Annotated in this window: 24 protein-coding genes; 13 read left to right on the plus strand and 11 right to left on the minus strand. The window is 65.7% G+C overall.

Features of this window, described 5'->3' with window-relative positions; translation table 11 throughout:
• Positions 1-31 precede the first annotated feature (31 nt).
• Positions 32-1,315 (minus strand): LEA type 2 family protein, encoded by a 1,284-nt coding sequence (locus N6C22_RS10610; protein WP_261651077.1) that lies wholly within the window; start codon positions 1,313-1,315, stop codon positions 32-34.
• A 106-nt stretch (positions 1,316-1,421) separates the two neighbouring features.
• On the opposite strand from N6C22_RS10610, the gene N6C22_RS10615 reads away from it, so the two are divergent.
• From N6C22_RS10615 to N6C22_RS10640, 6 genes are all read left to right on the plus strand, one after another.
• On the plus strand, positions 1,422-1,640 hold the full coding sequence (locus N6C22_RS10615; RefSeq protein ID WP_261651078.1) for a hypothetical protein: 219 nt from the start codon (positions 1,422-1,424) through the stop codon (positions 1,638-1,640).
• A 60-nt stretch (positions 1,641-1,700) separates the two neighbouring features.
• Positions 1,701-1,925: a hypothetical protein gene (locus N6C22_RS10620; protein WP_261651079.1), complete on the plus strand. Its 225-nt coding sequence runs from the start codon at positions 1,701-1,703 to the stop codon at positions 1,923-1,925.
• 44 nt (positions 1,926-1,969) lie between these two features.
• Complete coding sequence (locus N6C22_RS10625) at positions 1,970-2,404, plus strand: SRPBCC family protein (protein WP_261651080.1); 435 nt, start codon at positions 1,970-1,972, stop codon at positions 2,402-2,404.
• Positions 2,401-3,210, plus strand: coding sequence for a nitrilase-related carbon-nitrogen hydrolase (locus tag N6C22_RS10630; protein ID WP_261651081.1), 810 nt, complete (start codon positions 2,401-2,403; stop codon positions 3,208-3,210). Before N6C22_RS10625 ends, N6C22_RS10630 begins: the two co-directional genes overlap by 4 nt.
• 583 nt (positions 3,211-3,793) lie before the next feature.
• Positions 3,794-4,126, plus strand: coding sequence for a hypothetical protein (locus N6C22_RS10635; RefSeq protein WP_261651082.1), 333 nt, complete (start codon positions 3,794-3,796; stop codon positions 4,124-4,126).
• Positions 4,095-4,940, plus strand: a complete 846-nt coding sequence (locus N6C22_RS10640) for a hypothetical protein (RefSeq protein WP_261651083.1) — start codon at positions 4,095-4,097, stop codon at positions 4,938-4,940. Before N6C22_RS10635 ends, N6C22_RS10640 begins: the two co-directional genes overlap by 32 nt.
• Before the next feature lie 117 nt (positions 4,941-5,057).
• Here the strand turns inward: N6C22_RS10640 and N6C22_RS10645 are convergent, their stop codons facing one another.
• From N6C22_RS10645 to N6C22_RS21180, 3 genes are all read right to left on the minus strand, one after another.
• Entirely contained in the window at positions 5,058-6,596 is a 1,539-nt protein-coding gene (locus N6C22_RS10645) for an aldehyde dehydrogenase family protein (RefSeq protein WP_261651084.1), read from the minus strand.
• Between the two features lie 66 nt (positions 6,597-6,662).
• Positions 6,663-7,460, minus strand: a complete 798-nt coding sequence (locus N6C22_RS10650) for an RIO1 family regulatory kinase/ATPase (protein WP_261651085.1) — start codon at positions 7,458-7,460, stop codon at positions 6,663-6,665.
• A 69-nt stretch (positions 7,461-7,529) separates the two neighbouring features.
• Positions 7,530-10,403, minus strand: a complete 2,874-nt coding sequence (locus N6C22_RS21180) for a DUF4350 domain-containing protein (RefSeq protein WP_261651086.1) — start codon at positions 10,401-10,403, stop codon at positions 7,530-7,532.
• 215 nt (positions 10,404-10,618) lie between these two features.
• Between N6C22_RS21180 and N6C22_RS10660 the strand changes: the two genes are divergently transcribed.
• Positions 10,619-11,761: an acyl-CoA dehydrogenase family protein gene (locus tag N6C22_RS10660; RefSeq protein ID WP_261651087.1), complete on the plus strand. Its 1,143-nt coding sequence runs from the start codon at positions 10,619-10,621 to the stop codon at positions 11,759-11,761.
• 35 nt (positions 11,762-11,796) lie between these two features.
• Here N6C22_RS10660 and N6C22_RS10665 read toward each other — a convergent pair whose 3' ends face one another.
• The 3 genes from N6C22_RS10665 to N6C22_RS10675 form a co-directional block, all read right to left on the minus strand.
• Positions 11,797-12,048: a hypothetical protein gene (locus tag N6C22_RS10665; protein ID WP_261651088.1), complete on the minus strand. Its 252-nt coding sequence runs from the start codon at positions 12,046-12,048 to the stop codon at positions 11,797-11,799.
• A gap of 110 nt (positions 12,049-12,158) precedes the next feature.
• Positions 12,159-13,415 (minus strand): Glu/Leu/Phe/Val dehydrogenase, encoded by a 1,257-nt coding sequence (locus tag N6C22_RS10670; protein WP_261651089.1) that lies wholly within the window; start codon positions 13,413-13,415, stop codon positions 12,159-12,161.
• An 80-nt stretch (positions 13,416-13,495) separates the two neighbouring features.
• Complete coding sequence (locus N6C22_RS10675; protein WP_261651090.1) at positions 13,496-14,338, minus strand: CoA ester lyase; 843 nt, start codon at positions 14,336-14,338, stop codon at positions 13,496-13,498.
• A 369-nt stretch (positions 14,339-14,707) separates the two neighbouring features.
• Between N6C22_RS10675 and N6C22_RS10680 the strand changes: the two genes are divergently transcribed.
• The 3 genes from N6C22_RS10680 to N6C22_RS10690 are packed head-to-tail and all read left to right on the plus strand — an operon-like array spanning position 14,708 to position 16,964.
• On the plus strand, positions 14,708-15,343 hold the full coding sequence (locus N6C22_RS10680; RefSeq protein ID WP_261651091.1) for a heme NO-binding domain-containing protein: 636 nt from the start codon (positions 14,708-14,710) through the stop codon (positions 15,341-15,343).
• A gap of 1 nt (position 15,344) precedes the next feature.
• Positions 15,345-16,724, plus strand: a complete 1,380-nt coding sequence (locus tag N6C22_RS10685) for a methyl-accepting chemotaxis protein (RefSeq protein ID WP_261651092.1) — start codon at positions 15,345-15,347, stop codon at positions 16,722-16,724.
• A 54-nt stretch (positions 16,725-16,778) separates the two neighbouring features.
• Positions 16,779-16,964 (plus strand): hypothetical protein, encoded by a 186-nt coding sequence (locus tag N6C22_RS10690; protein WP_261651093.1) that lies wholly within the window; start codon positions 16,779-16,781, stop codon positions 16,962-16,964.
• Here the strand turns inward: N6C22_RS10690 and gdhB are convergent.
• Positions 16,961-18,247, minus strand: coding sequence for a glutamate dehydrogenase GdhB (gene gdhB / locus N6C22_RS10695; RefSeq protein WP_261651094.1), 1,287 nt, complete (start codon positions 18,245-18,247; stop codon positions 16,961-16,963). The genes N6C22_RS10690 and gdhB overlap by 4 nt on opposite strands.
• Before the next feature lie 280 nt (positions 18,248-18,527).
• Here gdhB and N6C22_RS10700 point away from each other — a divergent pair, with 280 nt between their 5' ends.
• A complete protein-coding gene (locus N6C22_RS10700; RefSeq protein WP_261651095.1) occupies positions 18,528-19,013 on the plus strand; it encodes a MaoC family dehydratase in 486 nt (161 codons plus the stop codon).
• Between the two features lie 21 nt (positions 19,014-19,034).
• On the opposite strand, the gene corA is transcribed toward N6C22_RS10700, so the two are convergent.
• Positions 19,035-19,997, minus strand: a complete 963-nt coding sequence (gene corA / locus N6C22_RS10705; protein WP_261652553.1) for a magnesium/cobalt transporter CorA — start codon at positions 19,995-19,997, stop codon at positions 19,035-19,037.
• Between the two features lie 2 nt (positions 19,998-19,999).
• A complete protein-coding gene (locus N6C22_RS10710) occupies positions 20,000-20,170 on the minus strand; it encodes a hypothetical protein (protein WP_261651096.1) in 171 nt (56 codons plus the stop codon).
• Positions 20,171-20,280: 110 nt separating this feature from the next.
• Here N6C22_RS10710 and N6C22_RS10715 point away from each other — a divergent pair, with 110 nt between their 5' ends.
• A complete protein-coding gene (locus N6C22_RS10715; protein WP_261651097.1) occupies positions 20,281-20,703 on the plus strand; it encodes a DUF3054 domain-containing protein in 423 nt (140 codons plus the stop codon).
• Positions 20,704-20,718: 15 nt separating this feature from the next.
• On the opposite strand, the gene N6C22_RS10720 is transcribed toward N6C22_RS10715, so the two are convergent.
• A complete protein-coding gene (locus N6C22_RS10720) occupies positions 20,719-21,897 on the minus strand; it encodes an MFS transporter (protein ID WP_303647723.1) in 1,179 nt (392 codons plus the stop codon).
• 290 nt (positions 21,898-22,187) lie between these two features.
• Between N6C22_RS10720 and N6C22_RS10725 the strand changes: the two genes are divergently transcribed.
• Positions 22,188-22,421, plus strand: a complete 234-nt coding sequence (locus N6C22_RS10725) for a hypothetical protein (RefSeq protein WP_261651099.1) — start codon at positions 22,188-22,190, stop codon at positions 22,419-22,421.
• The last annotated feature ends 35 nt before the right edge of the window (positions 22,422-22,456 follow it).

The following is a 22,456-nucleotide window of genomic DNA, read 5'->3' on the forward strand; positions in this document are numbered from 1 at the left end:
AGAACTCGACCAGGAGAGTGGGTACTCCGGTTCATGTATGCATACGTGAGACAGCATTCGCATTAAGGCTGTCGCCGGTGACACCTATCGCCAGTATCCCTCCGTCGTCGGTCGTGGTGGTGCCGGAGTCGTCATCGGTCGTGGTGCCGGAACCGCCATCCGACGTGGTGGTGGTCGTGGTCCCGTCGGTCGTCGTGGTGGTCCCATCACTCGTCGTGGTGTCGTCCCCATCGTCGGTGGTCGTCGCCGTTCCGTCCGAGGTTCCAGAGCCGTCCCCGCTACCGCCGTCGTCGGTGCTCTCGTTCCCGGTCGTGCTCCCCTCCTTGTTCCCGAAGAGGTCGGTCTCGATGGTCTCCCGGTGCGTGAACTTGTCCAGGGGGACGGTGATCTCGGAGCCACTGACCTCGAAGGTTGCGTCGAACTCGATGCGAAGCTTCGTCACCTGGTCGTTCTCGATGTGGCTCACCCACCACTCGTCGAGCCGGTCGTTCTGGATGTGGGTCACCGTCCGGACCTTCGTGACCTCACCGGGCTGGAGCACGTACTCCTGCGTGTTCGTCCCGTTCCCGACCGTGATGTTGTTCATGTAGATGTCGTAGTCGATCTCGGAGACGGGAATCGGGTAGGACTTCGGGTTGTATATGTAGAAACCCAGCACGATGGGTGTCGTCTCGTTGGTCACGTTGCCCCACTGCCCGGCCGTCTCGTTGACGTACAGGACGGGGTCGGAGACCAGCGGTCGGTTCGCGTTTATCTCCCGGGTCTCCGTCGAGTTGAACGACGACAGCATGTCGGTCTGGATGGATTGCTGCTGGGAGACCGGGAACGAGCGACCGACCAGCCCGGAATCCAGGCTAGCAGCGATGTCGACCTGCGTCTGCTCGCCGTTCCTGATGTGGCTGGCCCACCACGAGGGGATCTTCTCGTTGTCGAGCTTCGTCCGGAGCTCGAGCGAGGAGTTCCCCGGGGGCGTCTCGATGTTCTGCTTGCTCCCTGTCGCCATCGAGATACCGTTCATCGAGATCTCGTAGTCGGCGCTCACGTCGAGGAAGCTACTACCGACCGGGTTGGGATTGTTCACACCGAGGTCGGAGACGATGACCGTCGTGGACTCGTTCACGCCGCCGAACTCGTTATCGACACCCGTCACGGAGGGGACGCCGACACCCACGACGGCGACCAGTACCCCGACGAGAACGACGAGCGAGAGTAGCACCGACCCGGCGATACGGAGCTTGCTCCCGAACAGGAGCCCCGTCACCGTGCCTCCACCGTCGGAACTCGATTCGTCTATCACAGCACCACCATCTTCCATGTCGATATCGTGAACGTCCTCGCTATGTAAACCTCTTCAATCTACGTGTGTAGGTTCATCGGCCGGGACAGTGAGAACTAAGGCCCTCCCCCCGAAAGCGACGGACATGACTGCGACATCGACCGACTCCTCGGACCGGGGCATCGGCTTCGGGGCCATCTTCGGCGCTATCACCGCACTGAGTGCCGCCGGACTGGTCACGTTCGGCATCACCTACCTCCAGACGGGCGAGCACGGCGCACAGGAACTCGGTGCGTTCGCGTTCGCCGCCGCCGTCATCTTCGCCATGCTGGCCGTGTTCACGATGCAGTGGTACGAGGCCTGACTGGGTGCGTGTCCGAGCGATAATCGTTATGTGTGTCAATAACGTATCTCCGTGTAGACGATGAGCGACTACTCCGAAGAGGAGCAGCGGATTCTCGCCTACCTGCGCGACAGCGTGTCCAGGGGCGAACAGTACTTCCGCGCGAAGAACATTGCCGAGGCTATCGGCCTCTCCTCGAAACAGGTCGGGACGAGACTCCCGCGCCTCGCAGAGAAGACGGACGATGTAGAGATCGAGAAGTGGGGCCGCTCACGCTCGACGACCTGGAAGGTAACACTCGGCTAAGCCGATTCCACGACGTTTTTACCGATATAGCCACCAGATGGCATATGACAGTCCGGGTAGAGCGGACGTTCGAGTTTCCGGTACACCCCGAACGCGTCTGGGAGTTCATCGCCGACCCCGAGCTCCGGGCGCGCCCCATCAGCGTCGTCGACGACTTCCGGCTCGACGACGAGGCGGGACAGGAAGCGACGTGGTTCGTCAAACTCCCGATTCCCCTGCTCGATAAGACAGCCGCCGTCAGGACACGCGACGTCGAGCGACGCGAACCCGAGTTCGTGAAGTTCGTCGGTCGCTCCAAGGTGATGCGCGTGACCGGCGAGCACGAGATAACCCCCACCGAGGACGGGTGTACGCTCTCGAATCGCTTCGTGGTCGACGGGAAGCTCCCGGGCGTCGAGCGCTACTTCAAATCCCATCTGGACGGTGAGCTGGACAACCTCGAAGCCGCGATGCGCGAATATCTGGAACTCCCAGCATGAAACTCGCACTGGCACAACTCCAGGTCGAGCCCGCTGACGTGGCGGGCAACGTCGCCCGCGCCGAGGCCGCCATCGAGACCGCGGCCGCCCGCGGTGTCGACCTCGTTGCGCTCCCCGAACTCTTCAACGTGGGCTACTTCTCGTTCGACCTGTACGCCCGGAACGCGGAGGGGCTCCACGGCGAGACCCTCTCCAGACTCTCCGATGCCGCACTGGAGAACGACGTGGCCGTCCTGGCCGGGAGTATCGTCGAGGACCTCGGGCAGACCAGGGAACAGACCGACGTGCACACGCCCGCGGACGACGGGCTCGCCAACACGGCGGTCCTGTTCGACGCCGAGGGCGAACGCCAGCTCGTCTACCGGAAACACCACCTGTTCGGCTACGAATCGGCCGAGACCGGCCTGCTGACGCCCGGTGACCGCGTCCCGGTGGCCGACCTCGGCGGGTTCACCATCGGCGTGACCACCTGCTACGACCTGCGGTTCCCGGAACTGTATCGCGGCCTCGTGGACGACGGGGCGGACATGCTCCTCGTCCCCTCTGCGTGGCCGTACCCCCGCGTCGAGCACTGGCAGACGCTCCCCCGCGCTCGCGCCATCGAGAACCTCTCGTACGTCGCGACCATCAACGCCAGCGCGGACTTCGAGGATGCGACGCTCGTCGGACGGTCGACCGTGTTCGACCCATGGGGCACGCCGGTCGCGACGACCGACGACCGCCCGGACATCGTCTACGCCGACGCAGACCCCGACGAGGTCGCGCGAGTTCGCGACGAGTTCCCCGCGCTCGACGACCGCCGGTGACTCGTGCCGAAGCCACGGTATTTATACGTAAGGCCGACCAAGCATCGGTTGCCGGTTAGACGCTTTTCACGTCGATCCCGGCACAACGCCCGTCGCACCTACGCCCGCGCCCACCGTCTGTTCCGCGGGGCTACCTAGGAGCCTAGCGCGGAACGGACATCTCGCCTCTCGTCCTCACTTTCCACAGTAACAGGTTCGACCGCTTCGCTCACCGCCAGAGCAGTCACGGTCCATCCGGCAGCGACCGCCTCGAGTCGTCGTCAGTTCAGTGCCGTCGTCGATACAGCTCGCGTTCGGTATCTATCGCGCGTCGTTGGACGCTATCGAGTGCCTTCTCCCGGTCGTCCATGGGCATCTCGGTTCGCCTGGGGTCACGACGAAGCACACGCGACAATCGCGACCGAACGCGACTAAGCATGACAGTGTTTAACACAGTCATGGTATTAAGTGTTGGGAGTCCGGCCGGTTTCACCCCCTTGCCCAGTCACGTCCGGTCGAGACGGGAGTTCTCGGCCCGTCCGGACCAGCGACACGAAGTACTTCGATACCACAGCTATTGGCCCAGTGATACATCGTCTGAGCGATGCCGACACGAAACCCGGGTGTGACGGACGACCCTGCGAGGGACGGCCGGCCCGATGGGCTGTGGAATCTCGACCGACGTGACTTACTGCGGACGGTGCCCGCGACGGCGCTCGCCGGACTGGCCGGGTGTGCGAGCATAGAACAGTTCGTGGGCGACGGCGATACCGACGACGCCACCACCACCACGACGTACGGCTACGGCGGGACCTCGACGCCGGCCGGAACCGCGGCGTCGACGACCGCGACTGCTGTCGTGACGGCGACATCGACGGCGGAAGGGGACTTCGGAGCACAGGGCTATGGACAGTACGGCTACGGGGGAACCCGCTGAGACGATGACCGACAATCACTCCTACAACACACCCACGAAGGGGGCGACCGACTGGCACATCCCGCTGAACGACAACTTCGAGCGACTCGACGCCGACGTGGAGGTCCGCGACCGAGAGGCCAACCGCAGCGACTACGTCGCCAAGGCCGGCGCGAAGTTCTTCGCGACGGATACCGGCGCTGCGTACATCGGTGACGGCTCCAGCTGGAACAAGCTCGCGGCCTCTGGTGACAGTCCGGAGTTCACCTCGGCGACCGTCTCCAGTGCCCCGACAGCCAACACGGACGTGGCTCGCAAGGCAGAACTCGACGCGAAAGCGGACACGGGCCACGCGCACTCTGGCGATGACCTGACACCGAATACGGTTCGGGCGTCCCGCATCGAGGCGGATACAGTCGTCACCGGCGACGTCGGAACCGTCGTCTGGAACGCCTACGACCAGTCGATTCCGTCGGGGAGCCGCACGACGGTCGAGTTCCAGACCGTCGAGACGGACCAGCGTAGTCAATGGGACAGCTCCACCTACGAGCTAACCGTCACCGAGGATGGGAACTACCTCGTGTCCGCGGGAATCTTCTGGCGCGACGAGCCGTCCAGCGGCACGAACCACTGGTTCACGGTCCGCAGGAACGGGAACGTCGGCGTCCTCCAGTCGTTCTCCGAGGGCGGCGACGAGCAACTCCAGGCGACGCGCCCGGTCCTCGGGGTGAACGAAGGAGACACCTTCCTCATGGAGGTCGAGCAGTACGAGGGCAGCAACCTCCGCCTCGGCGGGAGCCGTATCTCGACGTACCTGTCGGTCGTACAGCTCTGAACTGGCGTCGAAAAAACGGCGACGGGGAACTCAGCTTGCGGTGATTCCGCCCGATCAGTCGTCGTCGCATTCCGATGAGACTGCAGTTCGAACACGCCTTCCGGCGGTTCTCAACGATCAGTCGTCGTCGGAAGTCGTCTTGATGTCCGCGGACAGCCCCTGGGCCATCTCGATGTCCTTCGAGTTGTTGAGCGTCCAGGCGGTGCGCTCGGTGACGGCCTCGATGACCTCACGAGCGGACGGGTAGCCGTTGCCGGACTTCTTGACGCCACCGAACGGCAGGTGGACCTCGGCACCGATGCACGGCAGGTTACCGTAGGCGAGGCCGATCTCGGCGTTGTCGCGGAAGTAGTTGATCTGGCGGTAGTCCTCGGAGATGATGGCACCGGCGAGGCCGTACGGGGTGTCGTTGTGGATCTCGACGGCGTCCTCGATGTCACCCGAGTACTTCATCAGGGCGACGTGCGGGCCGAAACACTCCTCCTTGATGCAGCGCAGGTCCGGGTCGTAGTCGATCTCGTAGACGAACGGGCCGACCCAGTTGCCGTCTTCGTGACCCTCCGGAATCTCGCTGTCCTCGAGGTCGAAGCGGTCGACGAGGACGTTCGCGCCCTCCTTCTCGGCCATCTCGTTGTGGCGGCCGATCTTCTCGACGTGCTGGGGCTCGATGGCCGGGCCCATGAACGTGTCCTCCGAGAGCGGGTCGCCGACGGAGACGTTCTTCGCGATCTCGACGTAGCGCTCTTTGAACTCGTCGTAGACGTCCTCGTGGACGATGAGGCGCTCGGAGGAGACACAGCGCTGGCCGGTCGTCTTGAAGCTCGACATCACGGCGGAGTGGACGGCGACGTCGAGGTCCGCTTCCTCGGTGATGACGATGCCGTTCTTGCCACCCATCTCACAGGCGGCGAGCTTGCCGGGCATGCCGCCAACCTTCGAGGCGACCTCGTTGCCGACCTCGGCGGAGCCGGTGAACAGGACGGTGTCGGTGCGGTCGTCGTCGACGATCTGGGCACCGGCGTCACCGAAGCCCTGCACCATGTTGAACACGCCGTCGGGGATGCCGGCGTCCTCGAACATCTCCGCGATGATCTGGGCGCACCACGGCGTCTGCTCGGCGGGCTTGAACACGACGGTGTTACCCTCGACGAGCGCGACGGCCATGTGCCAGAACGGGATGGCGACCGGGAAGTTCCACGGCGTGATACAGCCAACGACGCCCCGGGGCTTGCGGCGCATGTAGGCGTCCTTGCTCGGAATCTCGGAAGGAATCACGTCGCCCTTCGGGTGGCGGGCGTCACCGGCGGCCCACTCGACCATGTGGTACGCTTCGATGACGTCGGCGCGACCCTCGGAGATCTCCTTCCCACACTCTTTCGTGACGACCTCGGCCAGCTCCTCGGTTCGCTCGCGGAGCTCGTGGTAGATCTCCCAGAGGTACTCCGCGCGGTCGATGTGCGAGAGTTCGCGCCACTCCTCGAACGCGTCGTCGGCCGCCTGGAGGGCCGTCTCTACGTCTTCCGGTGTGCCGCGGGCGAACTCGCCGAGCGTCTCGCCCGTCGCCGGGTTCTTGCTCTCGAACGTCTCCTCACTGGTACCGTCGGTCCACTCACCGCCGATGTAGTGCTGATAGGTCTCCGTAGCCTGCTGGCTCATATCTGGCAAAATTTTCGCTGGGGCGTGCTAAAAACCCTGCTATGTGACCATCCGTGATGTTGGCGGTCAGTTCGCGACCTTCTCTATCTCGCCCTTGACGAGCGCGGCGTCGAAATCGTGGTCCGGGCGGAGCTTCACGAAGTCGAGGAACTCACGGGCGGCGAGCAGGTCCGTGGTCGGGTAGACCGAAGCCGCGATTCGGACGGTATCACGAGCGTGAAGCATCGGGGCGAGGACCGCCATCGCACAGGCGAGGTCGTACGCGCGGGCACCGGCGAGCCCCTCCTGGCGAACGCTCGTCGCGTCGATGAAGTAGACCTCACCGTCAACGACGAGAACGTTCTCGGCGCGAAGGTCCCCGTGGGCCAGCCCGTGGTCGTGGAGTTCCCGGAGCACCTGGAACAACGACTCCGCGAGGGCGGTGGCCTCGCTCGGCCCCACGTCGTCGAGTGTCCGGAACGACGGCAGGTACTCCAGAACGAGGACGCCCAGGTCGTCGACGCCGAACGACTCGACGGGCTCGGGCGCGTTCAGGCCGATGTCTCGCATCCGCCGGGTCGCCTCCAGCTCGTGTTCGGCCATCTGGAGGGGGCCGTCGAACCGGTCGAAGAAGCCCTCGGTCCCGGAGGAGAACACGCCGAGGTTCCGGCCCGTGGTGAACAGGGCGTGGACCAGCGCGTTCTGGGGCGTGATGACCTTCACGAACCAGCGGTTGTCGACGACCAGTGGGGTCGAGAGCCAGTTGTCGGCCTCGAGGAACTCGATGCGGACCTCGTCGTCGGGCGACCGGCGGGCAAGCTCTCGACCGACCTTCTCCAGATCGTCCCACGGGACGGTCCCACGAACCCAGTTCCGCAACGGCACGTCGGAAGCAAACGCGATGGGCGGTAAAAACAGTTCGGCCGGGGGATTGGAGTGTCGGTTAGCGACCGCTCAGTGCTTCTTGCCCTTCGAACCCTTGCCGGGCTTGTTGCCCTGCGGGCCGTTCGGTCCCTTGCCGGGTTCGTCCGCGTTCTCGCCCCACGTCTCGGGGGTGACGGCGTCGGTCACGTCGACCGCCGGGTTGAACGACCCCGTGACCGGGAGGGTCGGGTCGTCGTTCACGTTCGCGCTGGCGTCGGTGACGGCATCGCCGGAGAGCCGGAGCTTGGAGCCGAGGGCGGCGGCCAACGTGTTCAGGTTCTCGCGTGCGTCCGCGGGTGCGGCCGCGTCGCCCAGCAGGACGACCGCGCCGCCGCGGGCCCGGAAGCGGGCGAGCGAGTCGAGTTCGGCGTCCGAGAGTGCCGCGGTCGGGGTGGTGACGAGCAGCGCCCGGGCCTCTGCGAGGCGGTCCGAGGTCAGGTCGTTCACCTGCTCGAAGCCGATGCCGACGCCTTCGAGGAAGCGCTGGTAGTACGCCGCGTCCTCGCTGGAGAGCGCGTAGTCGGCGGCGAACTGGCCGTGGCCGCCGTCGATGAGCACGTCACCGTCGCGCGCCGAGAGGGAGTCGAGCAGGTTCGTCAGGAAGACGAAGTTCTCGTAGTTCGCCGTGGAGACCGCGAAGTCCTCCTCGGGCTCGTATGACTCGTCGACGAGCAAGCCGCCGACCATCGCGACGCGCTTGCCGCGGTCGACGGCCGCAAGCGGTGCGCCCGGCGTGGAGGCGGAGTCGCCCGCGAAGGCTGCGACGTGGCCGCGACCGAGCGTCCCGCGGGAGACGGTGACGCGGGTCGCGTTCGGCACGAAGATGGACTCGACGCTGCGGTTGCGGATGGCGGGCGAGTTCTCGGGGTCGCTCTGGGCCCAGAGGCCGCGGTCCGAGTCGCGGGCGTCGGCCTCGGCGCTCCAGAAGGACTCGTGGCGGGAGAGGCCCGAGCCGTAGACGCGGGCGTAGCCCTCCGAGATGAGCCGGCGGTTGAACAGCGCGTCGCGCGAGCCGGAGCCGTCGGCGTCGTAGCCGATGTAGCCGAGCAGGCGACCGAATGGGTCTGTGACGCCCTCGTTCGGGTCGAACCAGAGGTCGACCGTCTGGCCGGCGAGCTGCGAGCGGGCGAAGTCGGTCGCCTCGTCGGCCCAGTACGCGAGGTACGGGTAGGTGTTCTCGTCGCCGGCACCCGGGCGGTCGGTGAAGTACGGCAGCGACTCGTCGAAGTTGACCGTGGTCGGGCGGAACGGCGCGCCGGAGTTGGACTCGTAGTCCATCACCTGCGAGTCGTCGAACCCGAAGCCGAGGTCGAGCCCGGCCGCGAGCTCGTTCAGGGCGTCGGTCGCGTCGAAGTCGTTGTAGTCGGACTGGTCGTGGAGGAACACCGCGCCGCCCTCACTGACGAACGAAGCGAGCGCGTCGATCTCGGACTGGTCGAAGCCGTAGCCCGGGCTGGTGACGACGACGGCGTCCGCGTCGTCGAGGTCCGCGGTGAGGTCGTCGGTCGCGCGCACGTCGTAGCCGTACTCCTCGGCGTAGTCGCTGAAGCCATCGAACTGGGAGAGCCCGTAGTACTGGCCGTGGGACTCGTCCCAGAGGACGGTCCCGCCGCCGACGAGGTCGTCCCACACGTTCAGGAGGAACTCCTCGTTGCCGTACTCGAAGGGGGTCCCGTCGTTGACGAGCATCGCGCCGAAGCCGGCGACGCGGCCGTCGACCGCCGCGAGCGGAATCGGGTCGTCGCCGTAGGTCGTCGCGTCGCCGTTGCCGTCAGCGTCGCTGACGAAGGCGGAGTCCTCGGCCCACACCGCGACGAGGTCCTCGTCGGTGAGTTTGGTCCCGTCACCAGCGAGCAGGGCGCTGGTGGAGCCGAACTGGAGCGACGGGAGCGGTGCGGACTCGGAGCCGTCACCGAGGCCCTCCCACTCCTCGGGACGCTCGAACTCGGCGTTGAAGCCCTTCTCGGGCGTGTCGACGCCGAGCACGCGGATGGATTCGACGGTGCCGCCGGGGAAGCGCACGTCGACGGTGTCGCCGTCGGTGACGCTCACGACCTCGACTTCGTAGGTCTGGCCCACCCCGAGGTCCGGGCCGCTGGCACCGATGCCGGCGCGGTTCTCGAAGAAGTCGAACGCGTCGTTGAACGCGGTCGTCGTCGGGACGTAGTCGACGCCCGTGTTGTTGGTCGAGTCGAACACCTGGTCGTCGTTGAAGCGGAACGCGAGGTCCAGAGACTCGGCGACGGCGTTCAGGTTGTCCGTCTGGTCGTAGTTCGAGAAGTCGGACTGGTCGTGGAGCAGGAGTGCGCCGCCGTTCGCCACGAAGTCGACGAGGGCGCTCTTCTCGGCGTCGGAGAAGGCGTCGGCGGGCGTGGTGACGACGAGCGCGTCGGCGCTGCCCAGGTCGGCCGTGAGGTCGCCGGTCGCCTGCACGTCGTAGCCGTTGGCCTCGGCGTAGGACTCGAACGTCTGGAAGGAGTCGAGGTCGTAGAACTGCCCGTGGGACTCGTCCCAGAGGACGGTCCCGCCGCCGACGAGGTCGTCCCACACGTTGAGGACGAACTCGTCGTTGCCGGTCGTGAAGTCCGCGTCGTCGGGGACGAGCATCGTCCCGAAGCCGGCGACCGCACCGGCGTTCGACTCGTCGACCGCCACGAGCGGGATGCGACCCGAGTACTCGACGGCGTCGTCGTCGTCATCGGCGTCGCCGTTCGTCGCGGTGTCTGCTGCCCACACCGCCACGAGCGAGTCGTCCGAAAGGGTGGAGCCGTCGGCCGCGAGGAGACTGCTCGTCGAATCGAACGCGAGCGCGGGGATGGTGTCGGCGGCTGCTGTCAGTCCTGTCAGTCCAGTGCCGATCGCAGCACTGGTGGCGAGCCCGGAGAGGAATGTACGTCGTTGCACAGGGATGAAACCGAAGCACCGATTCATAAAATTTCTGCTTTACTAATCTAAAAACATACGTGTTCTCCTGAGTGATATTGTGGGAACCATCGACACGGGGGACGGGACTGGCGGCACAATCCGCCGATGGTTGTGCCCTCGGCTGCATGCATATCGAGGCACGGGAGCGAGCGGCGCACAGAAGGCTTTATTTCGCGGGCTGGCAAGTTTTGCACATGGACTTCACGCTGCCCGACGAGCACCGGATGATTCAGGAGGAGGTTCGTCGCTTCTGTGACGAGGAGATCGAACCCATCGCACAGGAGATAGAGAACGAACACCGGTTCCCCCAGGAGATATTCGACCAGCTCGGTCAGCTCGACGTGATGGGCGTGCCCATCTCCGAGGAGTACGGCGGCCTCGGCGGGGACACACTCATGTACGCGGTCGTCGCGGAGGAACTCGGTCGCGTCTCCGGTTCCGTCGCTCTCTCGTACGTCGCCCACACCTCCCTCGCCTCGAAGCCCCTCGAACTGTTCGGGACCGACGAGCAGAAAGAGCGCTGGCTCACCCCGCTCGCCTCCGGCGAATACATGGGTGCGTGGGCACTCACCGAACCGGGCAGCGGGTCGGACGCCTCCGACATGGACACCACCGCCGTCAAGGAGGGCGACGAGTGGGTCATCAACGGCACCAAGCAGTTCATCACGAACGCCTCCGAAGCGGGGAGCGTCCTCGTCAAGGCCGTCACCGACCCCGGCGCGGGCTACGACGGCATCTCGACGTTCATCGTCGACCCCGAGGAGGACGACGGCTTCGAGGTCACGACCATCTGGGACAAGATGGGCCTGAACGCCTCACCCACCTGCGAGATCAAATTCGACGACGTGCGCGTCCCCGAGGACCGCCTGCTCGGCGAGGAGGGTGAAGGCTGGAAGCAGACGATGAAGACGCTCGACGGCGGCCGCATCTCCATCGCCGCCATCTCGACCGGCCTCGCACAGGGCGCGTACGAGGCTGCAAAGGAGTACTCCAAAGAGCGCGAGCAGTTCGGCCAGCCCATCTCGAAGTTCGACGCCATCCGCGACAAGGTCGTCGACATGGAGCGCAAGGTCGAACGCGCCCGCCTGCTCACCCACAAGTCCGCCTGGCAGTACGACCAGGGGAAGAACGTCACCAAGTCCTCCGCGCTGGCCAAGCTCGACGCCTCAGAGGCGGCCCGCAAGGTCGCAGAGGACGCCGTGCAGGTGCTCGGCGGCTACGGCTACACCGAGGACTTCTCCCCGCAGCGGTTCTACCGCGACGCGAAGCTGATGGAGATCGGCGAGGGGACCAGCGAGATTCAGCACCTCGTCATCGGGCGCGAACTCGGGCTGTAACGGCGCGAAAGAACTCGTTTTCAGGTCACGGCGTCTCAGAACCCGCGGTGCTCGTCGTCGTCGTCTTTCAGCTTGTCCATCGCGCGCTCGAAGTTCGCCCGTGTCGCGACGAACATCAGTGCGAGAAAGAGGATACCGATGACGGAGCCGAGCGTCTGGTAGCCGTTGACGTTCAGGTACGGGAACACGATGAGGCCGTAGGCGAACAGTGCCACGAGGAACAGCCGGTTGTGTTCCTTGAGGAGGTCGACCAGTCGCCGGTAGAGTCCCGGGTCCGAGCCACGCATGCTTTCGCGTGAGTTAGGCGCGAAGCAAGGTCAATCCTCCGGACGACCCGGACCGACTGCCGTGGCTAGGCGGTGGAAAACGGGGAAGAATTCGATGTCGGGTCGTCGGCTCAGGGCCAGTTGCCAGCGTCCGTGTAGGCGTCGACGACGCGCTGGATGGCGTTGACGTAACACGCCGTCCGGAGGTTCGGCGTGTCGAAGGACTCGTAGGCCTCGGTCATGCGGTCGAAGGCGTCGACGATGATGGTCTCCAGCTCGTCGTTGACGCGCTCTTCGGACCAGTGGAACCGCTGGCGGTTCTGGACCCATTCGAAGTACGAGACGGTGACACCGCCCGCGTTCGCGAGGATGTCCGGGACGACGTAGACGTCACGCTCGGTGAGCACGTCGTCGGCGTCGGGCGTGAGCGGCCCGTTCGCGGCCTCGACGATGATGTCGGCCTGGACCTTCTTCGCGAGGTCGCCGTCGATGGCGTTCTCGAGTGCAGCAGGGACCAGCAGGTCGACGTCCATCGTCAGCAGGTCCTCGTTAGTGAACTCCTCGGTGGCACCCTCGTAGCCCGAGACGGAGCCGGTCTCGCGCTTGAAGTCCTTGACCGCGACGGGATCGAAGCCGTCGGGGTTGTGGATCGCGCCGGAGGAGTCGGAGACGGCGACGATGTTCGCGCCGAGTTCCTCGATGAGCTTCGCGGCGATCCAGCCGGCGTTCCCGTAGCCCTGCACGGCCACGTCGGCTTGGCTGATGTCGCGGTCGAGGTAGTCGAAGACCTCGCGGGCGGCGAGCATGGTGGAGCGGCCGGTCGCTTCGACGCGGCCCTCGCTCCCGCCGGATTCGATGGCCTTGCCCGTGACGACGCCGGGTTCGGTCTTGTTCTCCAGCGTCTCGTAGGTGTGCTTGATCCAGTTCATCTCGCGCTGGCCCGTGTTCACGTCCGGCGCGGGGATGTCCTTGTCCTCGCCGATGAGCGGGCGCAGCTCTTTCGCGAACGCGCGGGTGACGCGTTCGAGTTCTCCTTCCGAGTGCTCGGAGGGGTCGATGACGATGCCACCCTTGCCGCCACCGTACGGGATACCGACGGTGGCGCACTTGTACACCATCCAGCCCGAGAGGGCCTTGACCTCGTCGCGGCTGACGCCCGGGTGGTAGCGGATACCGCCCTTGTACGGGCCGCGGTCACCGTTGAACTGAGAGCGGAAGGCCTTGAAGCGGCCGATGGAGCCGTCGTCCATGTCGACGGTCAGGTTCGTTTCCAGCACTCGCTCGGGGTGCTTGAGGCGTTCGAGTACGTCGGTCCCGACGTCGAGGTAGGCGGCGGCGTCGTCGATCTGCTCCTGGAGACTCTCGAATGGATTGGCCTCGTCTGTCATCATCGACTACGACTCAGTGACGCGGGTTAAGCATGGCGAAATTATAATCATAGTCTAGAATTAAAGCCAATCTAAGGTCCTTATATTTTCCCGGCGGCCCGCGCCCGCTCCAGCACGCGTTCAGCCTGCGCGATGAGCGGCGCGTCTATCATCTCGCCGTCGACCTGGAACACGCCGCGACCCTCGGCGTCGGCCTCAGCCTTCGCGTCGAGGACGGCCTGGGCCCACTCGATGCGGTCGTCGGCCGGCGTGAACGCGTCGTTGATGACCGGCACCTGCGAGGGGTGGATGGCCATCTTCCCGTCGTAGCCGAGCTGGATGGCGAACTCGGTCTCGTCGGCCAGTCCCTCGGCATCGGAGAAGTCGGTGTAGACGGTGTCGATGGCGTCGATGTCGTGGGCGGCGGCGGCGACGACGACCTTCTCGCGCGCGTAGAGAACCTCGGTCCCCTCGCTGGTCCGCGTCGCCCCGATGTCCGCCGAGAGGTCCTCCGCCCCGAAGACCAGTGCGTCGGTCGCGTCGGCTCCGGCGATGTCAGCGGCGGCGAGCACACCCGCCGCGGATTCGACCAGTGCGAGCACCGGTGGGGTTGGGCCCTCGAGGGCGTCGTCGAGGCGGTCCACGTCGGCGGCTTGTGTCGCCTTCGGCAGCATCAGGGCGTCCAGGCGGAGGTCGCCCGCGAGTGCGGCCACGTCCGCGTCCATGCCTTCGCCCGCAGGATTCACCCGGACACACACCTCGCAGTCGGGGTCGAACTCGGGGTCCGAGAGTACCTCGCGGACGGCCTCACGCGCCTCGTCCTTGCGCTGTGGGGCGACCGCATCCTCGAGGTCGAAGATGATGGTGTCGGCACCGGTTCCGGGGGCTTTCCGCATCAGCTCCGGGCGGTCGCCCGGCGAGAACATGACGCTGCGTCTGACCATACCGGCCCTGCGCACCGGCAATATTTGAAAGGTGCCGGTTCGGGTGACCGGGCACCGACCTCCATCGCGTCGTTCCACGACATCAGGTGTGTGTCGCGTGCCAGCCGCCCGGCGCACACAGCCGGAGTAACCGCCCGAATAGGCAGTCAGTATCGCCGGTTCTGCCACCGCCGATGGACCACACGGGCACCGAACCCGGAATGTGCCTAACGTGATAGGCCACCAAGCTATGTACTTCTGTATTTGGGGAGAAAGGATTTTGTAGGGGCTTCCTGAGCGACGGACACGAATGATGGGAGACACCGGCGAGAGACGGGCGATGGAGTCGTGTGGCGCAGGCATCCGAACTGGTTGGGGGACTGTCTGACCATGCACGGTATCATCCTCAAGACGCTCCAGGACTACGTCATCGGCGAGTACGGCCGTGAGGCCTGGGAGGAGGTCCAGCGACGCGCGGACGTGGCGGAGAAGGTGTACGTCCCGGTGACGGTGTACCCCGACCGTGACGTCTACGAGCTGGCGACGGCCGCGGGCGAGGTCACCGGCAAGGGGGCGCGGCAGATACTCTGTGACTACGGGACGTACGTCGTCCCGCACCTCGTCTCGATGTACGACATCCACATCGACGACGACTGGGGCGCGCTGGCGCTCATCGCCAACATCGAGCAGTACCACACCTCGCTCCGGACCCGCGACATGGTCGAGGTCACGACGCCCCGGGTGCGCTCGGAGTGGCTGGACGATACGGAGGGGATGGTCCAGATCACCTACGACTCGGACCGCATGCTCTGTGACGTGGCTCGCGGGGCCATCATGGGTGTCTCGAAGCACTTCGGCGACCGGCTCGCGTTCGAGGAGCAGACCTGTATGCTGGAGGGTGACGACGCCTGCCGGTTCGTCATCAGCCGGGACGAACAGCAGGTCACCGCGCACGTCCACGGGGACGCAGGTTCCGAGCCCGACACGACGGGGGAGAGTGACGACCGCGTCGCCCGGGGTGACTGAGATGGCTGGCATCTTCGACGGCGTGTTCGGCAAGAACGACGTCCACATCGACGAACTGACCGAAGCCGTTCGGCGCGTCCGGGCCGGTGAAACCCTCGACGTCCCGGCGGACCAGGCCGACGCGATGGCCGAGTTCTTCGACGAACTCGACGGCCTCGCCGGCGACCTCCAGCGCGCCCGGAACGACGCGACGACCGCGACGCGTGAACGCGAATCGGTCGAACGCGTCGCCGGGGAGTACGGCGAGACCATGGCTGCGATGGCCGATGGCGACCTGACTCGCCGCCTCGACGACTCCGTCGAGAACGACGGGCTGGTGGCCCTGGCGACGGAGTTCAACGCGCTGATGGACGAGTTCGAGCGCGCCGTCGTCTCGCTGAAGAAGTTCGCGGGCGAGGTCGCGACCTACAGCAACGAGGTCAGCGCCAGTACCGATACAGTCCAGACGGGTGGCGAGCACGTCAGCGAGTCGCTCTCCGACATCGCCGGCATCACCGAGTCCCAGAGCGGGAGTCTGCAGTCGGTCGCCGCCGAGATGAACAGCCTCTCGACGACCATCGAGGAGATAACCGCGACCGCGAACGAGGTCAGCGAGACGGCCCAACAGACCGCAGAGAGCGGGAAGCAGGGCCGTGCTGCAGCAGCCAACGCCACCGAGAGCATGCGAAATATCGAGGCGGAGACCGAGGAGACCGTCAGCGCGATGGAGTCCCTCGAATCGGAGGTCGAAGCCGTCGACGACCTCGTCGACACCATCACCGAGGTCGCCCAGCGGACCAACGTCCTCGCGCTCAACGCCAACATCGAAGCCTCGCGAAACGGTGATTCGGAGGGCTTCGGGGCGGTCGCGACCGAGATCAAGGAGCTCTCCGAGAAGACGCAGGCGGCCGCGGAGAACGTCGAGGAACGCCTCGACCGCATCGCCGCGGAGACCGACCGGTCGGTCGCCCAGATGGAACAGACCCAGGCCGTGGTCTCCGAGGACGTGGCCGAGGTCGAACGCGCAATCGAGGCGCTCGATTCGGTGGCGGACTACGCCCAGCGCACCAACGAGGGCGTCCAGGAGATAACCACAGCCACGGAACAGCAGGCCGACTCGACCCAGGAGGTCGTCACGCTGGTCGAACGCGTCACCGAGTCCGCGTCCGGCGCGACGAAAGAATCGGACCAGGCCTCGTTCCGGGCGTCGGCGAACGCGAACGCGCTGGGCCACGTCTCCGAGAGCGCGGGTCGGTTGACCGACCAGTCGCGACAGCTGCTCTCACGGCTCCAGCAGTTCGACACGAGCGGGGGGTACGACCTGCCGGAGGCGAGGGTGAGCGAACCGAACACGGCAGAGCAGATTTCGGCTGGGCAGGCCGACCCACGAGCCTCGGACTGACGGGCTCACGAACACAGGGATAGCACTATCTGTTCTACCGGCAATCTCCCACGCATGAACGATACTTCGGGGCTTCCGGTCGGGCTGGGCGTCGCATTCGGTGCCGCCATCGGGAGCGCGATCGGTGTGGCGACAGGCGACCTGGCACTCTGGCTCAGTATCGGCATCGCTCTCGGGACGGCGATCGGCGCAGGCGTCTACGCCCAGCAAGAAGAGACCGATTCAGAGAACCCGAACTAGGGCCACAGCCCGCGGGCCTCGTGGGCCTCGGCGACACGGGAGAGTGCGACGATGTAGGTCGCCTCGCGCCAGCTCACGTCGCGGGCCTCGACCTCGGCCTTCACCGCGGTCCACGCCTTCAGCATCTCCTGGTGGAGCTCCTCGTTGACGCGTTCGAGCGACCACTGGCGGCGGTTGATGTCCTGTAGCCACTCGAAGTACGAGACGGTGACACCGCCCGCGTTCGCGAGGATGTCCGGCACGACCGGGATGTTGCGCTCCGCGAATATCTCGTCGGCGCGGGTGGTGGTCGGGCCGTTCGCCCCCTCGACGACGAGGTCGGCCTGCACGTCGTGGGCGTTCTCGGCGGTCAGGACGTTCCCGATGGCGGCCGGGATGAGCACGTCCACGTCGAGTTCCAGCAGTTCCTCGTTCGTCAGCTTCTCCGGGGCGTCGTAGCCCGACACCATACCGGGGCGGGCGTCGTGGTCCTCGACGTCCTGCGTGTCGAGTCCGTCGGGGTCGAAGATGGCCCCGTTCACGTCCGAGACGGCGACGACCTTCGCACCCTTCTCGTCGAGGTAGCGGGCGGCGTACGCGCCGACCGACCCGAAGCCCTGCACGGCGACCGTCGTGTCCGAGATGTCCCAGTCGTAGTACTCGATGGCCTGCTCGGCGATGATACCGACGGAGCGACCCGGGGACTCCTCGCGGCCGTAGGAACCGCCGATGACCGGCGGCTTGCCGGTGACGACGCCGGGGATGGTCTCGCCCTCCTGCATCGAGTAGGCGTCCATGAACCACGCCATCTCCTGCGGGCCGGTGCCCATGTCAGGGGCGGGGATGTCGTGTTTCGGGCCGATGAGGTCGCGCAGTTCCTCGGCGAAGCGGCGGGTGAGCCGCTCCTTCTCGTCCTTCGAGAGTTCCTTCGGGTCGACGACGATGCCACCCTTGCCGCCCCCGAAGGGGAGGTCCATCACGGCGCACTTCCAGGTCATCCACATCGAGAGCCCGATGCACTCTTCCTCGGTGACGCCGGGGTGGAAGCGCAGCCCACCCTTGAACGGGCCACGGACGCTGTCGTGCTGGGCGCGGTAGCCGGTGAAGACCTCGGTCGAGCCGTCGTCACGCTTCAGCGGGATGGAGACGCGCTGGACGCGGTCGGGGTGGTTGAGGCGTTCGATGGTTCCCTCGTCGACGTCGAGGTACTCGGCCGCCCGGGCGAGCTGGCGTCGGGCTGTCTCCAGGGCGCTCTCTTCGTGCTGTTCCGCTTCTTCTTCGTCGGTGGCTGTTGCTGTTGCCATGGTTCTATGGAGTCGCCGCCGTCTGCCACCGTGGACGTGCGAGTCGTGGCTGTGGGTCACAGTGACACGACGACGGGCGAAACGGGACCGACAGACGCTGTTCCCACGCGTTGGCGGGCTGCCGGGGCATTTGCCAGACCTTCCGTGGACTCATTGATAAATAAAACGGTTTGGGTTCGTGCAGATGTTGCGTGACTCTCTCTCACGGTCAGTGCACACGTCTCACAACCGACCGTGAGGAACCACACGACATTTCACACGTGGGTGCGACGACTCGGCCATGTCAGGGCTCTACTACGAGGAGTTCGAGGTCGGCCAGACCATCGAACACGAGCGACGCCGGACCATCTCCGAGAGCGACAACCAGCGCTTCTGTGATATGACGATGAACCAGCAGCCGCTCCACCTCGACGAGTCGTTCGCCGCCGACACCCAGTTCGGCGAGCGGTTGGTCAACGGCATCTACACCATGGCGCTGGCGGTCGGTATCTCCATCCCGGAGACCACGGACGGGACAATCGTCGCGAACCTCTCGTACGACGAGGTCTCCCACCCCAATCCGGTGTTCCACGGCGACACCATCCGCGTGCAATCGACCGTGACGGACAAGCGCGAGACGAGCGACGGCGAGCGTGGCATCGTGACGATGCACGTCGAGGTGTTCAAACTGCCAGATACGACGGATGGCGAGCCGCGAGACGACGAAACGCTGGTCTGTGAGTTCGAGCGGACCGTTCTCTCGCTGAAGCGCGAGAACGCCGAATAGGGACGAACGGCTCGCCCGACGCTACAGCCAGCTCTCCTCCCGGAAGTACAGTAGCATGATGGCGGCGATACCCACCATCCCCAGCATCACGGCGTGGTAGGCGTACTCCCAGCCCAGTTCGGGCATCACGGAGAAGTTCATCCCGTAGATGCCGACGACGAACGTCAGGGGCAGGATGATGGTGGCGACGACGGTCAGGGTCTTCATCACCTCGTTCATGTTCATCGAGATAGAGTTGAGGTAGATGTCCCGCGCGCCCGTCACCAGGTCGCGGTACGTCTCGATGAGTTCGACCAGCTGGACGAGCTGGTCGTACACGTCACGGAAGTACTTCTCGTGGCGTTCTTCGATGACGTTGTCGTCACCCCGCGCGAGGACGCCGACCGCGTCCCGGCTCGGCCAGAGCACCCGTCTGACCGAGAGCAGTTCGCGGCGCAGGCTGTTGATGTCTTCGAGCGTCTCGATGCCGGTCGCGCCGACGACCTCCTCCTCGACGGCCTCGATGTCGTCTTCCACCTCGTCGATGAGGTCGAAGTAGTCGTTGGTGACGTTGTCGAGGATGCGGTAGGCGGTGAAATCCGGCCCGCGAGAGAGGATGCGCTGGTCCTCGCGGGTGACCGCGTTCCACACCTTCCCGACCGCCCGCAGGGTCGTCAACGAGAGTGTCACGACCCAGTCCTCGCCGATGAATATGCCGACCGTCTCGGACCTGACCTCCTCCTCGAACGTGGTATCGCCGGCCCGGAGGACCGCCGTCTTCACCAGCGTGAACACGTGCTCCGGGAATATTTCGGTCTTCGGACGCACGTCGTTGCGCACGTCGTCGAGTTCGAGTTCGTGGATGCCGAACGTCCCCGCGACCTGCTGGAGTTCCTCGTCGGTCGCATCGCTAACACGAATCCAGGTCGTCCCGTTCGCCTCCTTGGCCTCGGTGAGGTCCTCGTGGTCGTTCACACCGCTGCTGTCGAACACGTGCGACTGGATGGTCACTCGGGCTCACCCCGCCCGAAGTCGGTCCCGACGGCGGCCAGGGTGAGGCCGATCATCACGCCGGTCACGGAGAAGGCCCGTCCCGGATAGGGCGCGACCACCCCGATACCATAGCCCACCAGTCCCAGCACCGTGAGTGCGCCCCCGGCCACGAACGTCCGGTTCATGGTCGGCAGTGTCGTGCCGACGACAAAAACGTTGCCTGCCGACCGACCTGTGGTCGCGGAGCCCGTGAGAAACCGGGAGAGGGATAGTACTCCGGTCCACAGGGTCGGTCATGAGCACAGCCCAGCGTCTGTTCGGCCTCGACGCCCGGCCATTGTCGGCCGTCTGGAAGCTCGCGGGGGCGGACCTCGTCGTCCTCGTCGCGCTCATCACGGCCGGCGAACTTCGCCACGGCGTGAACCCGATTACGGCACCCGTCGCCGTCGCAGAGACCATGTTCCCCTTCCTGGTCGGCTGGTTCCTCGTCGCGACGCTCGTCGGCGCGTACGGGGACCGGGCCTTCGCGGGCGGCGTGGAATCGGCACGGCTGGCCGCCGGTGCCTGGATCGGTGGCGCGAACATCGGTCTCATGCTCCGCGCCTCGCCGTACTTCTCTGGGAACTCCCCGTGGACGTTCATGCTCGTGATGACCGGTCTCGGCGCGGTCACCTTCGGAATCGCACGCCCGCTCGTCGTGCGCTGGCTGGTCGAATAATCGAACGCATCGTTTTCAGCGGCGACTCAACACCAGACTGGCCAGTCCGCCGAACAGGCCGATACCCGCGAGCGCCAGGAACAGTGCACCGGTGTCCGCGAAGGTGAGCAGTCCGCCCGCGAGGACGCCACCGAGTGCGCCGACACCGAACACGCCGAGGTAGGTGTATCCGTAGGAGAGTCCCCGCGTGCCGGCGGGCGTGTGTTCGGCGACGGCGGCCTGGTAGAGCGGCTGGACGAGGAACAGGAAGAAGCCGAGCACGGCACACAACGCTAGGAAGGCGTAGATACCGAGATCGGCGACCGGCAGGAAGACGAGCGCGATGACCGCCAGCGCGGGGAACGCGATTCTGAGCGCCTTCGCGGGCTCCGTCCGGTCGGTCAGCCGTCCGCCGACATACTGCCCGGCGATACCGACCATCAGGAGCCCGGCGTAGACGTACCGGGCGGGTTCGAGCTCCTGCCCGGCGAGCTCGATGGGGTCGAACGAGGGGAAGCCACCGAGGATCTCGGGCAGGAACGTCAGGACCCCGCGATAGTACAGCCCCGAGGCCATGACGATGGCGAAGATGACGAGGAAGCCGCCCGCGAACAGCGCGCGACTCCCCGCCAGGAACTCCGAGAGCGAGGAGACGCTGTCGGCCTTCGAGTCGCCGCCGTCTGCCACTGCGGCGCGTTCGTCCACGTCGATGCGGGTCGCGACGGTCGCGGCGAGGAGCGCGGGGACCGCCAGGGCGAGGGCGACCTGCCGCCAGTCGAGGACGAGCAGGAGCGTCGCCGTCAGCAACGGGCCGAGCGCGATGCCGAGGTTCCCAGCCATCCCGTGGTAGGCGAACGCCGAGCCGCGTGCTTCGGTCCCGCGGCTGATGAGCGAGAGCCCGGAAGGATGGTAGACGCTGGCGGCCGCCCCCCAGAGCAGCAGTGCCAGGGCGACGACGGGGATGCCCGGCGCGACAGAGAGGAGCGCGAACGCCCCACTCATCCCGACCAGACAGCCGACGATGAGGCGCTTCGACCCGACGACGTCCGCGAGCACGCCACCCGGGAGCGCGCCGAGACCGAACAGGCCGTAGCCGACCGCGGTGACGAGTCCCAGGGTCGCCTCGGTCGCTCCGAAGCTGCCCGGCGCGAGCCAGACGCTCACGAAGATGGGGATGGAGAGTTCGTAGGTGTGGACCATCCCGTGCCCGACCATCACGAGCGCGACGATTGCGCGGTCGTTCCGATTCACGGACGTGTGGTCGTGAGTCGGTCGGTAAAACGCATCGGTTCCGGCACTGAGCGAAAGCAGAAAACATATATTGGGTGTCCTGCACCAGAGGTAAATTCTGAGAAAACGCAAGAGGGCGTCGAGTTATGCAACCTGAATCGAGCTCATAAGTTATGGATAACACATGCGCTATTTATGAATCAGCCATAGATGTCCTATCTCGCTCCTATAGGCGAAAGCTTTATATTCTCCTTTCCCATAATTTCTAATACGTTATGACTGGGTATTACGACATCGTTCTAGGGCTGATTCCGCTCGCACTCCTCGGTGGCACCGGCGCGCTCACCACACTCACGACCCTCCAGCTGGAGGCCGCCGTTCCCATCGCCGCACTCACGGCTGCGCTGCTCATCGGACACGCCATGTTCGTCCGAGGACCGGTCGACACCATCACCGCGAAGACGGACACCACCAACACGCCGTCCGCGCCCGCGCCCAACGCCGACTGACCAACCTACCCAGCATACGCCTTTTTACCGCTGGC

Source organism: Haloarchaeobius sp. HME9146 (assembly GCF_025399835.1).
In the GTDB taxonomy this organism is placed as follows: domain Archaea; phylum Halobacteriota; class Halobacteria; order Halobacteriales; family Natrialbaceae; genus Haloarchaeobius.

Excerpts from the sequence above, each read along its gene's own strand:
- N6C22_RS10635 (WP_261651082.1), top strand. The coding sequence starts at position 3,794 with ATGCCGACACGAAACCCGGGTGTGACGGACGACCCTGCGAGGGACGGC.
- gdhB (WP_261651094.1), bottom strand. The coding sequence starts at position 18,247 with ATGGCAACAGCAACAGCCACCGACGAAGAAGAAGCGGAACAGCACGAA.
- N6C22_RS10615 (WP_261651078.1), top strand. The coding sequence starts at position 1,422 with ATGACTGCGACATCGACCGACTCCTCGGACCGGGGCATCGGCTTCGGG.
- N6C22_RS10640 (WP_261651083.1), top strand. The coding sequence starts at position 4,095 with ATGGACAGTACGGCTACGGGGGAACCCGCTGAGACGATGACCGACAAT.
- N6C22_RS10690 (WP_261651093.1), top strand. The coding sequence starts at position 16,779 with ATGAACGATACTTCGGGGCTTCCGGTCGGGCTGGGCGTCGCATTCGGT.
- N6C22_RS10645 (WP_261651084.1), bottom strand. The coding sequence starts at position 6,596 with ATGAGCCAGCAGGCTACGGAGACCTATCAGCACTACATCGGCGGTGAG.
- N6C22_RS10710 (WP_261651096.1), bottom strand. The coding sequence starts at position 20,170 with ATGAACCGGACGTTCGTGGCCGGGGGCGCACTCACGGTGCTGGGACTG.
- N6C22_RS10610 (WP_261651077.1), bottom strand. The coding sequence starts at position 1,315 with ATGGAAGATGGTGGTGCTGTGATAGACGAATCGAGTTCCGACGGTGGA.
- N6C22_RS10665 (WP_261651088.1), bottom strand. The coding sequence starts at position 12,048 with ATGCGTGGCTCGGACCCGGGACTCTACCGGCGACTGGTCGACCTCCTC.
- N6C22_RS10680 (WP_261651091.1), top strand. The coding sequence starts at position 14,708 with ATGCACGGTATCATCCTCAAGACGCTCCAGGACTACGTCATCGGCGAG.
- N6C22_RS10700 (WP_261651095.1), top strand. The coding sequence starts at position 18,528 with ATGTCAGGGCTCTACTACGAGGAGTTCGAGGTCGGCCAGACCATCGAA.
- N6C22_RS10725 (WP_261651099.1), top strand. The coding sequence starts at position 22,188 with ATGACTGGGTATTACGACATCGTTCTAGGGCTGATTCCGCTCGCACTC.
- N6C22_RS10670 (WP_261651089.1), bottom strand. The coding sequence starts at position 13,415 with ATGACAGACGAGGCCAATCCATTCGAGAGTCTCCAGGAGCAGATCGAC.
- N6C22_RS10720 (WP_303647723.1), bottom strand. The coding sequence starts at position 21,897 with ATGGTCGGGCACGGGATGGTCCACACCTACGAACTCTCCATCCCCATC.
- N6C22_RS10625 (WP_261651080.1), top strand. The coding sequence starts at position 1,970 with ATGACAGTCCGGGTAGAGCGGACGTTCGAGTTTCCGGTACACCCCGAA.
- N6C22_RS10685 (WP_261651092.1), top strand. The coding sequence starts at position 15,345 with ATGGCTGGCATCTTCGACGGCGTGTTCGGCAAGAACGACGTCCACATC.
- N6C22_RS10675 (WP_261651090.1), bottom strand. The coding sequence starts at position 14,338 with ATGGTCAGACGCAGCGTCATGTTCTCGCCGGGCGACCGCCCGGAGCTG.
- N6C22_RS10660 (WP_261651087.1), top strand. The coding sequence starts at position 10,619 with ATGGACTTCACGCTGCCCGACGAGCACCGGATGATTCAGGAGGAGGTT.
- N6C22_RS10630 (WP_261651081.1), top strand. The coding sequence starts at position 2,401 with ATGAAACTCGCACTGGCACAACTCCAGGTCGAGCCCGCTGACGTGGCG.
- N6C22_RS10715 (WP_261651097.1), top strand. The coding sequence starts at position 20,281 with ATGAGCACAGCCCAGCGTCTGTTCGGCCTCGACGCCCGGCCATTGTCG.
- N6C22_RS10620 (WP_261651079.1), top strand. The coding sequence starts at position 1,701 with ATGAGCGACTACTCCGAAGAGGAGCAGCGGATTCTCGCCTACCTGCGC.